This window comes from Sphingobium sp. DN12 (assembly GCF_051058005.1).
GTDB classification, from domain to species: Bacteria; Pseudomonadota; Alphaproteobacteria; order Sphingomonadales; family Sphingomonadaceae; genus Sphingobium; species Sphingobium yanoikuyae.
In genome coordinates, this window is record NZ_CP173717.1 from 1,660,605 (window position 1) to 1,673,873 (window position 13,269).

A 13,269-nucleotide genomic window follows, 5' to 3' on the forward strand; every position below is an offset into this window, starting at 1 on the left:
ATATGATCCTGGAGGGCGAGGGGGCTCAGCTCGATCTGGGCCGACGACTGGCGGGCCATGTCCGCATCGGTGACGTCATCGCGCTGGAAGGCGGCCTCGGCGCCGGCAAGACGACGTTGGCGCGCGGCCTGTTGGAGGGGCTTGGCCTGGAGGGGGAGGCGCCCAGCCCCAGCTTCGCGATCGTCCAGCCCTATGACATTCCCGATGTCCGCCTGCCGGTCGCCCATGTCGATCTCTACCGGCTTGATGATGCGGAGGAAGCGGCCGAGCTGGCGCTGGACGAATATCTGCAGGACAGCCTGCTGATCATCGAATGGCCCGACAGGCTGGGCGATGGGCTCTGGTCGCACGCCCTGTTTCTGACCATCATGATCGAGCCGGATGGCGCACGGCGCTTGACAGCGCGCGTGCCCGACGCTTGGACGGACCGATGGTCACAGATATGATCCCCCCCGCAACCGCCCCCGCTTTCCTCACGCAGGCGGGTTGGGATGGCGCCGCCATCGTGCCGCTTGCCGGCGATGCCTCCTTCCGCCGCTATTTCCGCGTGGTCGACGGCGGCCGCCGTGCCGTGCTGATGGACGCGCCGCCGCCGCATGAAGATCCGCGTCCGTTCATCGTGATTGCTCAGCATCTGCTGGGTCAGGGCTTTGCCGCGCCGGCAATCCTGGCGCAGGATCTGACGCAGGGCCTCGTCCTGATCGAAGATTTTGGTGACGAGCGCCTGAAGGAGCACGTCGAGGATGATCCGGCGGGTGAACTGGCGGTCTATCGCCGCGCGATCGATCTGCTGGCCGACCTGCACAAGCTGCCCGCCGCCGATGTCCCGCCCTACGACCGCGCGGTCTATCAGCGCGAGGTCGGGCTGCTGACCGAATGGTATTGCCCGGCGCTTGGGCTGGACGTCGATGCCGACGCCTATCATGCAGCCTGGGACGCGGTACTGCCCATCGCCGAACAGTCGGCCAGCCCGGTGGTCACCGTGCTGCGCGACTATCATGCCGAAAATATCATGCTGATTGACCGGCCCGAAGTGGGCGGCCTGGGCCTGCTCGATTTCCAGGACGCGCTGGCCGGCCACCCGGCCTATGACCTCGTCTCGCTGCTGCAGGATGCCCGGCGTGACGTGTCGCCGGAACTGGAGGCCGCGATGCTCGCCCATTATCACGCGGTGGCCAATCCGCCGGCCGATTTCGACGCCGCCTATGCGGTGCTGGGCGCCCAGCGCAACGCCAAGATCATCGGCATCTTCACCCGCCTTTGGAAGCGCGACCACAAGCCGCGCTATCTGTCCTACCTGCCGCGCATGTGGGGGCTGCTGGAACGCGATCTCGCCCATCCGGCGCTGGCGCCGGTGAAGGTCTGGTTTGACGCCAATATCCCCGCCGACAAGCGCCATCATGCGCTCGCGGAGTTTGCCCAGGCATGATCGATACCGCCATGCTCATGGCAGCAGGCCTCGGCAAGCGGATGCGGCCATTGACCGCAACGCGGCCCAAGCCGCTGGTAAAGGTCGCCGGCAAGGCGCTGATGGACCATGCGCTCGATCGGCTCGCAGCCGGCGGCATCAAGACGGTGGTGGTCAATGTCCATTATCTTGCTGACACGGTCGAAGCGCATCTCAGGACGCGCAAGGACATGGACTTCCGTATTTCCGACGAGCGGGCCAAGCTCTTGGAAACCGGCGGCGGGTTGATCCACGCCAGGCCACTGCTCGGCGACAAGCCTTTCATCTGCGCCAATAGCGACAATCTGTGGATCGACGGTCCGGCCGAGACGCTGGGCATGATGCAGCGGCTATGGGATCCCGAACGGATGGACGCGCTGCTGCTGCTGGTGCCGCTGGCGCGGGCCAATTGCCATAGCGGACCGGGCGATTTTCATATGGATGCCAATGGCCGTCTGACCCGGCGCAAGATCGCTCATGTGGCGCCGTTCGTCTTCACCGGCGTCCAGATCCTCTCGCCCCGCCTGCTGATCGATCCGCCGGCGGATGTCTTTTCGACCAATATCTTCTGGAACCGCGCGATCGCGGCCGGGCGCCTCTATGGCGCGGTGCATCAGGGGCTGTGGTTCGACGTGGGCACGCCGCAGGCCATTCCCGTCGTGGAGTCGATGATCGCCCATGGGTGACCGGGCCAAGCCGGCGCTGTACACCATCCCGGCGCACCGCGCCTTCGCCGACGCGCTGGTCGCCGGCATATTGGCGCAGCAGGGGAACGATCCCGTCCGCCTGGCGCAGGGCATGATCTTGCTGCCCAGCAATCGCGCGGTCCGCGCCGTCAGCGACGCCTTTGTCCGCCGGGCCGAAGGCGGCCTGCTGCTGCCCCGTCTGGTCGCGCTGGGCGACCCGGAACTGGGCGAGGAAGTCGGCGGCGCGCTCGATCCGCTCTGGGAGGGCGATGCCGTTCCCGCCGCCATCCCGCCGATGCGGCGGCAGATGATCCTGGCGCGCATGGTACAGGATGCGGGCGGCGCAGCCGATGCCGGTCAGGCGCTGCAACTGGGGCAGGCGCTCGGCGCCGTGCTCGACCAGATGCAGGTTGAGCGGGCGCCGCTCGATGCGCTGTCGAAGCTCGACCTGATCGAGGGGCTGTCGAGCCATTGGGAAAAATCGCTCGACCTCTTCTCCATCCTGATTGCCCGCTGGCCGGCCGAGCTGGTGCGGCTGGGCTTCATCGACCTCGCGGATCGGCGCAATCGGCTGTTCGATCGGGTTGCCGCACGCTGGGCTGAGGCTCCACCACCCGGCTTCATCGTCGCGGCCGGCATCAGCGCAACCGCACCGGCGATCGCGGGGTTGCTGCGGCGGATCGCCGAACTGCCCAATGGACAGGTGGTGTTCGCCGGCCTCGACCAGAATTTGGATGAAGATGCCTGGACGGCGATGGGTCCATTCCCGCCCGATCCCGTTACTGGCCGCAGCGCCGCGGGCCATGAGACCCATCCGCAATATGCGCTCAAGCGCCTGCTCGACCGCATGAGCGCCAGCCGCGAGGATGTCGCCCAGTGGCGCTGGGGCAGCGAGCATGATGCCCGCGCCGTGCGCGGCCGCAATATTTCCAACGCGATGCTGCCGCCGCGCCTGACCAGTCGCTGGCGCGACCTCAAGACCGCCGATCGCTCGCTGGCCGGAGTGGAGGCGCTGGAGGTGGCCACGCCGGGCGAGGAAGCGCAGGCCATTGCCATCGCGCTGCGCGAGGCGCTGGAAACACCCGAACGCACCGCCGCGCTAGTGACGCCCGATCGGCAACTGGCGGTGCGGGTTTCCGCGCATCTGCGCCGCTGGGGCATAGAGGCCGACGATTCCGCCGGTCAGCCCTTGTCCCGCCTGCCGCCCGGCACCCTGCTGATCGCGATGGCGAAGGCGGCGGCCGAGCGTTTTGCGCCGGTCGCGCTGCTGACCCTGCTCAAGCATCCGCTGGTAATGCGCGGCGAAATGCGTCTGCCCTGGCTGGAGGGCGTGCGCGAACTCGACCTGCTGCTGCGCGGACCGCGGCCGCAGGCGGGGCTGCGCGGCATCGACCTGCTGCTGGAAGCGCGCGAGGGTGATGACCGGCAGAAGGATCTGCGTGCGCAGGCCCGCGCCTGGTGGCCATGGGCGCGCGATCTGCTCGAACCGCTGGAGGCCGCCTTCGCGCTCGCGCCCGATCTGGCCGGGCAATTGGCGGCGGTGCGCGAACAGGCCGGGGCGCTGACCAATGACGCGCTCTGGGCCGGGCATCAGGGCCATGCCGCCGCCGACCTGTTCGCCGAGATGGAGGCGGCCGCCATCGAAGGTCCGCGCCAGGCCGATATCCGGTCGTTGCCGGCACTGCTCGACCATATGCTGGGCGTCGTGTCGGTGCGCCCGCCACAGGGCGGCCATCCGCGCATCGCCATATTGGGACTGGTCGAGGCGCAGCTGGTGCAGGCGGACCTGATGATCCTGGGCGGCCTCAACGAAGGTAGCTGGCCGGGCCTGCCATCGCCCGACCCCTGGCTGGCGCCGCGCATTCGCCGCGAACTGGGTCTGCCGGGCCTCGAAACCCGGATCGGGCTTGCCGCGCATGATTTTGCGAGCGCGCTGGGCGCCCCGCATGTCCTCATCACCCGCGCCCGGCGCGGCAGCGGTGGCCCGGCGATCGCCTCGCGCTTCTGGCTGCGGCTGAAGGCGATGGCCGGGCCGCAATGGAAAACCGCCGATCGTTATCACCTGCTGGCCGATGCGCTGGACCTGCCGCCCAGCCACCGGCCGTCCGCGCGCCCCGCGCCGGTGCCGCCGCTCGCCGCCCGGCCGACCCGCATTCCGGTCACCGATGTCGACCGGCTGAAGGCCGATCCCTTCGCTTTCTATGCCCGGCGTATCCTGAAGCTCAATCGGCTCGATCCGGTCGATGCCGATGCCGGCCCGGCCTGGCGTGGCACGGTCGTGCATGAGATATTGGAGCATTGGGCGCAGGGCGGCAGCCGTGATCCGGCCGATCTGGAGGCGCGGGCACGCGCCATGTTCGCCCGGCCCGATGTCCATCCGCTGCTGCGTGCCCTGTGGCAGCCGCGCCTGATCGAGGCGATCCGCTGGATCGCGGCCGAAGTGGCGAAGGATCAGGCTGCTGGCCGCCATATCCTGGCGGTGGAGACCGAAGGGAAGGCAGAGATTGCCGGCGTGCTGCTGACCGGCAAGGCCGACCGCATCGACCGGATGCCCGACGGCAGCATCGGCATCGTCGACTACAAGACTGGCAAGCCGCCCAGCGCGCGGCAGGTGCGCGGCGGCTATGCGCTGCAATTGGGCCTGCTCGGCCTGATCGCGGAATCCGCCGATGGCGCCTTTCCCGGCGTGGCCGGCGCGCGGGTGGCGGGCAGTTTCGAATATTGGTCGCTGGCCAAGAAGGGCGACGCCTTTGGCTATCGCGAGAGTCCGGTCGATCCGATGGGCAAGCGCGACAAGGTCGTCACCGCCGATTTCACCGCCTTCGTTTACGACCAGTTCCGCGACGCGGCCGAAACCTGGCTGACCGGCGCTGCGCCCTTCGCCGCGCAGGTCAATCCGGAAGTGGCCAATTATGGTGATTATGACCAGCTGATGCGGCTGGAGGAATGGTATGGGCGCGACGATGGCTAAAGGCTCCAGCCCTTTGCAACCGCTGGCCGGCGCGCAGGCGCTGGCCGCTGCGCCCGACGCCCATGTCTGGCTGTCGGCATCGGCCGGCACCGGCAAGACCCATGTGCTGACCGCGCGTGTCTTCCGCCTGCTGCTCCAGGGCGTGCGGCCGGAAAATATCCTGTGCCTGACCTTCACCAAGGCCGGTGCGGCGGAAATGGCCGACCGCATCCATGACCGGCTCGCCACCTGGGTGCAGGCCGAGGAACGCGACCTGTTCAACGATCTGGAGGCACTCGGCGAAGAGAGCGGGCCGGAAGCGCGCGACCGCGCCCGCCGCCTGTTCGCCGAAGTGCTGGAATCGACCGGTGGCGGCCTGCGCATCCAGACTATTCATGGCTTCTGCCAGCAATTGCTTGCCTCCTTCCCGCTGGAGGCGGACCTGGCCCCCGGCTTCCGCCCGCTCGACGCACGCGAACAGGGTGTGCTGGCCCGCCAGACGCTGGCCGACATGGTCATCCGCGCCGAGGAACTGGGCGATGGCGACCTGATCGACGCGTTGCAGGCTTTGAGCCTGCGACTGGGAGAGGGGGCGGCCGAGACTTTCCTGCTGCGCTGTGCCGCGCGCCTCTCCGCACTGACAGAGCTACCCGGCGATATCGGTCCCTGGCTGGCGCGCGAACTGGGCCTGCCCGAAGGCGATATCGACGCCTGGCTGGCGGATCAGTGCAGCGACGACATGTTCGACATGCGCAACCTTGCCTGGGTGGCGCAGGCCAATGCCGACTGGGGCACGGGGCGGGCACTGGAGCGCTGCGACCGGATCGCCGCCTGGCGCGGCCGCGATCCCGCCGCGCGTGCCGCAACCCTGACCGACCTGCACAGCGCCTGGGCGAAGGCGGATGGCGACCTCATCTCCGCCAAGGGCTGGGTGCCGCCGATCGACGGCTATGGCGAGGCGACCGCGCGCCTCCATGCCCGTTGCGCCGAACTGATCGGCGTCAAGCTGCAGGCCGATTATGCTGCGTTGCTGGCCCGCGCGCTCCATGCCGGGCGCGCCTATGCCCGCGCCTATGACGAGGCCAAGCGGCTCGCCGGTGCGGTCGATTTCGACGACCTGATCGCGCGCACGGCGTCCCTGCTCCAGAAGGAGGGGATCGCCGAATGGATACGCTACAAGCTGGACCAGCGGATCGACCATATCCTGGTCGACGAAGCGCAGGACACCAACGTCCACCAATGGGCGATCGTCGGTGCGCTGGCCGCCGAGTTCTTCGCCGGTGACGGTGCCAAGGCCGACAAGGTTCGCACCATCTTCACCGTGGGCGATTTCAAGCAGGCGATCTTCGGTTTCCAGGGCACCAGCCCGCAGGCGTTCGCCGCCGCGCAGATGGTGTTCGCCCGCCATGCCGATATGGCCGGTCATGCCTTCCACGACCTGTCGCTCGATCGCAGTTTTCGCTCGACCCCGCCGGTGCTCGACCTGGTCGACCGGACGATCGCCACCTTGCGGGCGCAGTCGCTGGGCCTGTCCGATGGCGAGGTGCGGCATATCAGCGCCAATCGGCATCCGGGCGAGGTGCTGCTGTGGAAGCCGACGATCGCGGGCCTGGCCGACGAGGTCGAGGGCGAGGAGGATTGGGTCGCCGATCAGGAACGGGAACTGGCCGGCAAGATCGCGCGCCAGATCCGGCAATGGATCGACGACAAGATGATGCTGGAGGCGCGTGGGCGCCCGGTCCGCCCTGGCGACATCATGATCCTGGTCCGCCGCCGCAGCGAACTTGCGCGGCTGATCGTCGCCCGTCTCTATGAGGAAAAGGTCGCGGTTGCGGGGATAGACCGCCTGCGCCTCAATGCGCCACTGGCGGTGCGCGACCTGCTGGCCGCGCTGCGCTTTGCCACGCAGCCCGACGATGACCTGAACCTGGCCGCCCTGCTGGTGTCGCCGCTGATCGGCTGGACCCAGGACGAACTGATGGAGCGGGCGATCGGGCGCAAGGGTGGCCTGTGGCGCCATCTGCTCCAGCGGCTGGACGACGCGCAATTGCTGCCGCTGCGCCAATTGCTGGGGCAGGCGGACTTCACCACCCCCTATCGCTATCTGGAGGCGATCCTGTCCGGCCCGATGGACGGGCGCCGCCGGCTGATCGAGCGGCTGGGCGCGGAAGCGGCAGACCCGATCGAGGAATTGCTGAACGCCGCGCTAGGTTTCGAGGCGGACGACCATCCTTCGCTGCAGCGTTTCATCGACTGGTTCGATCGCGGCGAAGTCGAAATCGTCCGCGACGCGGCGGCACAGGGCGATGCGCTGCGGTTGCTGACCGTGCATGGCGCCAAGGGGCTGCAGGCGCCGATCGTCATACTCGCCGATGCCTGTCTTGATCCCGACGCCGGCAACCGCATGGATTCGCTTGAATGGAACGGCCTGCCGATCCTGGCCCCGCGCAAGGGCGAGCGACTGGGGCCGATCGGCGAGGTCGCGGCCGATGCCGCGGCAATCGAGCGGGAGGAGCATTGGCGCCTTCTCTATGTCGCGCTGACCCGTGCCGAGGAGAAACTGATCGTTGCCGGATCGCTCGGGCCAAGGGCGAAGGGTGAGGTGAAGCCGCAAAGCTGGTATGGCGCGGTCGATGCGGCGATGGTCGACATGGGCTGCGACTGGGAAGCCGATCCGCTCTGGGGTGCGCGCCGCCGCTGGCGCGGGACCGAGGTGTTGACGCCCAAGGCCGCGCAGCCCGAAAGCGCCGAAGACAAGCCCGTGGTGGTCGAGCCGGACTGGCTGCGCGCGCAGGCGCCGGCGGAACAGCGTCCGCCCCGGCCGCTGGCGCCGTCCGCGCCGGTCGAGGATGATGTCCCCAACCCGCCGCCGACCGCCGCGATGCGGCAGGCCGCCGAGCGCGGTCGCTGGCTCCATGCCCTGTTCCAGCGTCTGCCCGACCTGCCGGCCGAGCGGCGGCGCGAGGGGGCGGAGCGCTGGCTGGAACAGCAGGGGGCAGGGGATGCCACTCTGCGCCGGGATGTGATCGATCATGCACTGCGCGTGATCGAGGATCCGCATTTCGCCGCCCTGTTCGCGCCGGGTGCGCTGGCCGAAGCGCCGATCGCCGCGGTCGTGGGCGAAGCGGTGATTGCCGGCACCGTCGACCGGCTGCGGGTCGAGGCCGACCGGGTCCAGCTGGTCGATTTCAAGACCGGGCGGATGACGCCGCGCGATGCGGAGGAGGTGCCGGTCGCCCATGTCCGGCAGATGGCGGCCTATGTCGCCGCGCTGGAAGTGATCTTCCCCGGCCGCGTGGTGGAAGCGGCCCTGCTCTATACCAGCGCGGCGCGGCTCATCGCGCTGCCGGCGGCGCAACTGGCGCCCTACAAGCCGGGCTTTTCGCCCACGCAGCAATATTTGCTGCTGTGACCCGTTGAGCAGCGGGCGCAGCCATCCTAGATATCGACCAACTTAAGGAGTTTGCAGTTATGGCCACCAAGGCAGTTACCGATGTCAGCTTCAAGCAGGACGTGATCGACGCCGACAAGCCCGTGCTTGTCGACTTCTGGGCGGAATGGTGCGGCCCGTGCAAGATGATCGGCCCGGCTCTGGAAGAGATTAGCGAGGAACTGGCCGACAAGGTCACGATCGCCAAGATCAACATCGACGAAAATCCCGATGCGCCGGGCCAGTATGGCGTGCGCGGCATCCCGACGATGATCCTGTTCAAGAATGGCGAAGTCGCCGCGACCAAGGTCGGCGCCGCACCCAAGAGCGCGCTCAAGGGCTGGATCGAAAGCGTCCTCTAAGTCGCTGGTAAATCTAAAAAGGGACGGCAGCCCGGTTGCCGTCCCTTTTTTGTTAGCTGAGCGGGATCATCACCAGTTCGGCATAGGCCGGCTTTTCGCGCAGCCGGTCATACCAGGCGCGCAGATGCGGCAGGGCGGGCCGCGGCATGTCGAGCGTGAAATAGGTGTGGGCGTAGACGCCCATCGGCACATCCGCGACACCGAAATTGACACCCGAAAGCCATTCTTGATCCGCCAGCGCCCGGTCGAGGATCGTCATCGCCGCGCCGGATGCCTGCGCCGATTGCTCGATGACCTGTAAATTTCGCTGTCCATCTTGGCGTCGCACCAGTTGGATGAAGGCGTCGCGCTGGGCGTCGGCAAAGCTGAATTGCCAGTCCATCCATTTGTCGCCCTGCGCCCGCAGTGCGGGGTTGGTGGGATAGATCTCCTCCGGGGCGTAGCGATGGGCGAGATAGCGCAGGATCGCGTTGGACTCCCACAGCACGACATCGCCATCCTCGATCGTCGGGATCAGCCGGTTGGGGTTCATCGCCAGATAGGCGTCGGACATGCCATGTTCCATGCCGACATCATGGCGCACGAAGGGCAGGCCGATTTCCTGCGCGAACCAGGCGACCTTCTTCACATTATGCGAATTGAGGCGGCCCCAGATCGTCAGCATGTTCGGTCTTCCTTCGGTCAGGCGTAATAGGTCTTGGCCGCCAGATCCCACAGGCGCGGCGAGGACGCACCCATCAGGCCCCGGCGCTGTTCACCGACCCGATAGGCGCTGCCGTCGAGCCGCTGGCAGCAGCCACCTGCCTCATTGACGAACAGGGTGCCGGCCGCATGGTCCCAGGGCAGCACGCGCGCGAAGATCGACACGTCATTCTGGCCCAGCACCAGCCGGGGATATTGCTCCGCCGCGCAGCGGGGAATGTCCACCATGGTGAAAATGGCCTGCGACTTGCGCTCCATTTCGGCCCGTTCCTCCGCCTCCATGAAGATGGTGGAGATGGCCGCGATCGGCAGGTCGCCGCTACTTTCCTTCGCCATGATCCGTTCGCCATCGACATGGCTGCCGCCGCCCAGGGTCGCATGGCACAGTCGCCCGGTCAGCGGATCGAGGATCCAGCCGGCCAAAGTGGCGCCATTGTCGGCCAGCGCGATCATGATGCCGAAGGGCGGCTTGCCCGACGCGAAATTGCCCGTGCCATCGATCGGATCGATGATCCAGTTGAGGCCGTCGCCGGCGCGGTCGAGGATCGACGGGTTGGCTGCGCAGGCCTCTTCGCCGATGACCCCGGCTTCGGGCAGGATCGACGTCAGCCCCTCGGCCAGCCGGATTTCGCTTTCCTTGTCGGCGATGGTGACGAAGTCGTTCGCCGCCTTCTCGCTAATCTCTTCCGCCGCCAGATTCTGGTAGCGGGGCATGACGATGTCGCGCCCCACCTGTCGCATCAGCGCGACGACGGGATCATGCAGTTCCACCATCATGCGCCGGTCCCCTTAGCTGCGATAATCCGCGTTGATCGAGATATAGCCGTGGGTCAGGTCGCAGGTCCACACCGTGGCGCGGCCCTCGCCCAGGCCGATATCGACGCCGATGACGATATCCTGCCCCTTGAGATGGGCGGTCACCGGCGCCTCGTCATAGCCGTCAAGCGCCAGGCCGCCGGCTGCCACCTGGGTCGCGCCGAAGCGGATGGCGAGCTTGTCGCGCTCGGCCGGTTCGCCCGCCTTGCCGACGGCCATGACGACGCGACCCCAATTGGCGTCCTCGCCGGCGATCGCGGTCTTCACCAGCGGCGAATTGGCGATCGAAAGGGCAATGCGATGGGCGCTGGCGTCGCTCTCGGCGCCCTCGACCGTGATCTCGATGAACTTGCTGGCGCCTTCGCCGTCGCGTACGACCAGATGGGCGAGTTGGCGGCAAAGGTCGGAGAGCGCGGCGGCGAAAGCGTCGACGCCGGCATCTTCCATCGACGCGAGCGGGGCATTGCCGGCCTTGCCGGTGGCGAAGGCCAGCACCGTGTCGCTGGTCGAGGTGTCGCTGTCGACGGTGATACAGGAGAAGGTCCGCTTGTTGGCAGCCGACAGCATCTGCTGCAGCAGCGCCGGATCGATCGCTGCATCGGTGAAGATATAGCCGAGCATCGTCGCCATGTCGGGCGCGATCATGCCCGATCCCTTGATGATGCCGACCAGGTCGACGCGAGTGTCGCCGATCATTGCGGAGACATGGGCGCCCTTGGCATAGGTGTCGGTGGTGCCGATGGTGTTGGCCGCATCCTCCCAGCCGCAGGGCGCGGCGGTGAAGGCGGCGTCCAGGCCGGCCTCGGCCTTGTCGATCGGCAGCGGCACGCCGATCACGCCGGTCGAGGAAACGAAGATATTGGAGGGCTGGCAGGACAGGTGATTGGCGACCTTGGCCGCGATCGCCTCCACGGCGGCGCGGCCGCGATGGCCAGTGAAGGCGTTGGCGTTGCCGGCATTGACGACGACGGCGCGGGCCTGGCCCATCGGGATGGCGTCCCGGCACCATTCGACCTCGGGCGAGGGGCATTTGCTCTGCGTCGTCACGCCGGCGACCGCCGTGCCTGCGTCCAGCTCGACATAGGTAAGGTCGCACCGGTCCCAATTCTTGTATCGCGCCTTGGCGACACGCAACGTCACGCCGGCAATGGCGGGCAGGGCGGGAAAGGCGGCGGGGGCGAGGGGGGAACGGTCGGTCATGGGGCGCGGCATGAGCGAAATCCCCCTTTGCGTCAATGGCTCGATCGGGCGCTAGTCCCGCAGATAGAGGCACCCGACGCCGTCGGGCATCGGGACCATGCGATAGCCATGGCGGCGGGCGTAATTGTCCAGACCGTCGTCGGGGCGCAGCGGCAATTTCCGTGTGCCATTTTCATAGCCGATAAGGATCGCCGCCGGCATGGCGCGATCCAGGTCCGGCAGGGTAGCGGGCGTCAGTGCATGGAGCCGGCGCGCCTGCTCGGGGCGGAGCGTCCAGCCGGTGCGATAGACGAACGGGCCGGTTGCAAGGCGCGGATCGAGCGTCAGGCCGCTGTCGATCGCGAGATGCGGCGAGAGGGTGAGGATATCGGCGCCGCCCGCGGCGCGCACCGTCGTGCCCAGCCAATGGGCATTGGCCTGTGCAGCCAATAGCGGCGATCCGGCACGGGCGGCCGTTACCAGATCCCGGATCGAGGGAATGAGACCGGGGATCGCTGCCAGGCAGAGCAGCGCCAGCATCGCCTTGCGCCGCAGCGGCCGCCAGTGACGGGCATCGTCGAGCAGATAGCCGAGGGCAAGGGCGAGCGGCGGCAACAGCGGCATCAGATATTGCAATTGCGTAGGGGTCGGCAGCGCGGCCCCGATCAGCGCGCCGGCACTCATCCAGATCGCCAGCCGACGCCCGGATGAGCGCGTGCGGCCACGGGTCGCGATCCAGTTGGCGATGAGCAGCAGCAAGGCGACAAGCGCCGGCCCCTTCCAGAGATATTTGAGAAGGTCGCGCAGCTTTTCCGCCGTCGCCAGCTCCTGCGCGGCGCCGTTGGCGGCATACCAGGCGTGGGGCGCGGTCATGCCATAGGTCAGGATGCCGTACAGAAAGCTGTCCGGCCCCGATATCCAGGCAATGGCCATGGGCGCCATGCCCAGCAGCGCACCGAGTGCCAGGAACAGGGCGGCGCGAATAGCGTGCCGGCCGCCGCTGGCGATAACGAAAAGGCCGACGGTCGCGCCGAGCGGAGCGAAATTGAGCTTTGTCGCGATCGCCAGGCCAAACAGCAGGCCGGCCCCAAGCCATTGGCTGTCCGAGCGATGGCGCAGGCCAAGCAAGGTCAGCAGCATGGCGGCGGAGGCCAGCAGGGTCGCCAGCATATCGTTCCGGACAACGGAGCCGCTGAACTGGAACGCGGCTGTCGCCGCCATCAGTAACATGGCCAGGGTAGCGCTGGAGCGGGATATGCCTGCCGCACGCTGGGCCGCCCAGATGAGCGCAAGTGTCGAGAGTGCCATGACGGCGGTGGCAAGGCGCATCGCCAGTACCATATGGCCCGATGCCAATAGGCTCAGCGGTGCCAGCACCCAGGCGTGCAGCGGCGGCTGAAGATAGAGAAAGTCGCGAAACATGACCGCATGGCCGCTGAAATAGGCACCGGCGACATATTGGCTTTCGTCATGATCGAAGGGCGCGGCAATCGCGGCGATCAGGAACCAGCCGGTCAATGCGCTGACCAGCAGCGCCGCCAGAGGCAGGCGCAATCGGCGCGACGGCGCCATGGAAATGGAACGATACACCCTGTTTGCGACCCTTGTTGTCGTGGCGCTCTTGCGGCGGCGTGCGCCCAAACGCAAAATATTTTCGGCGGCGCGTCGCGCCTGCACGACGGCAGGACGGCGCGGCT

10 protein-coding genes are annotated in these 13,269 nt (G+C 67.6%); 6 read left to right on the forward strand and 4 right to left on the reverse strand.

Annotation, left to right across the window (positions count from 1 at the left end):
* Positions 1–2 precede the first annotated feature (2 nt).
* From tsaE to trxA, 6 genes are read left to right on the forward strand one after another with little or no spacing between them, the layout of a single operon-like run.
* Positions 3–446: a tRNA (adenosine(37)-N6)-threonylcarbamoyltransferase complex ATPase subunit type 1 TsaE gene (gene tsaE, locus ACI6S0_RS07900; RefSeq protein WP_080993544.1), complete on the forward strand. Its 444-nt coding sequence runs from the start codon at positions 3–5 to the stop codon at positions 444–446.
* Positions 443–1,429: an aminoglycoside phosphotransferase family protein gene (locus ACI6S0_RS07905; RefSeq protein ID WP_434405425.1), complete on the forward strand. Its 987-nt coding sequence runs from the start codon at positions 443–445 to the stop codon at positions 1,427–1,429. The genes tsaE and ACI6S0_RS07905 overlap by 4 nt, the downstream gene beginning before the upstream one ends.
* Positions 1,426–2,133: a nucleotidyltransferase family protein gene (locus ACI6S0_RS07910; RefSeq protein ID WP_434405426.1), complete on the forward strand. Its 708-nt coding sequence runs from the start codon at positions 1,426–1,428 to the stop codon at positions 2,131–2,133. The genes ACI6S0_RS07905 and ACI6S0_RS07910 overlap by 4 nt, the downstream gene beginning before the upstream one ends.
* On the forward strand, positions 2,126–5,104 hold the full coding sequence (gene addB / locus ACI6S0_RS07915; protein WP_434405427.1) for a double-strand break repair protein AddB: 2,979 nt from the start codon (positions 2,126–2,128) through the stop codon (positions 5,102–5,104). Before ACI6S0_RS07910 ends, addB begins: the two co-directional genes overlap by 8 nt.
* Complete coding sequence (gene addA / locus ACI6S0_RS07920; RefSeq protein ID WP_434405428.1) at positions 5,085–8,495, forward strand: double-strand break repair helicase AddA; 3,411 nt, start codon at positions 5,085–5,087, stop codon at positions 8,493–8,495. Before addB ends, addA begins: the two co-directional genes overlap by 20 nt.
* 32 nt (positions 8,496–8,527) lie before the next feature.
* Positions 8,528–8,875 (forward strand): thioredoxin TrxA, encoded by a 348-nt coding sequence (gene trxA, locus ACI6S0_RS07925; RefSeq protein ID WP_257011054.1) that lies wholly within the window; start codon positions 8,528–8,530, stop codon positions 8,873–8,875.
* Between the two features lie 52 nt (positions 8,876–8,927).
* On the opposite strand, the gene ACI6S0_RS07930 is transcribed toward trxA, so the two are convergent.
* The 4 genes from ACI6S0_RS07930 to ACI6S0_RS07945 are packed head-to-tail and all read right to left on the reverse strand — an operon-like array spanning position 8,928 to position 13,162.
* Positions 8,928–9,539, reverse strand: a complete 612-nt coding sequence (locus ACI6S0_RS07930) for a glutathione S-transferase family protein (protein ID WP_434405429.1) — start codon at positions 9,537–9,539, stop codon at positions 8,928–8,930.
* A gap of 17 nt (positions 9,540–9,556) precedes the next feature.
* A complete protein-coding gene (locus ACI6S0_RS07935) occupies positions 9,557–10,354 on the reverse strand; it encodes an inositol monophosphatase family protein (RefSeq protein WP_434405430.1) in 798 nt (265 codons plus the stop codon).
* 12 nt (positions 10,355–10,366) lie between these two features.
* Entirely contained in the window at positions 10,367–11,593 is a 1,227-nt protein-coding gene (gene argJ / locus ACI6S0_RS07940; RefSeq protein ID WP_434405431.1) for a bifunctional glutamate N-acetyltransferase/amino-acid acetyltransferase ArgJ, read from the reverse strand.
* Positions 11,594–11,644: 51 nt separating this feature from the next.
* Positions 11,645–13,162, reverse strand: coding sequence for a glycosyltransferase family 39 protein (locus ACI6S0_RS07945; RefSeq protein ID WP_434405432.1), 1,518 nt, complete (start codon positions 13,160–13,162; stop codon positions 11,645–11,647).
* Positions 13,163–13,269 lie beyond the last annotated feature (107 nt).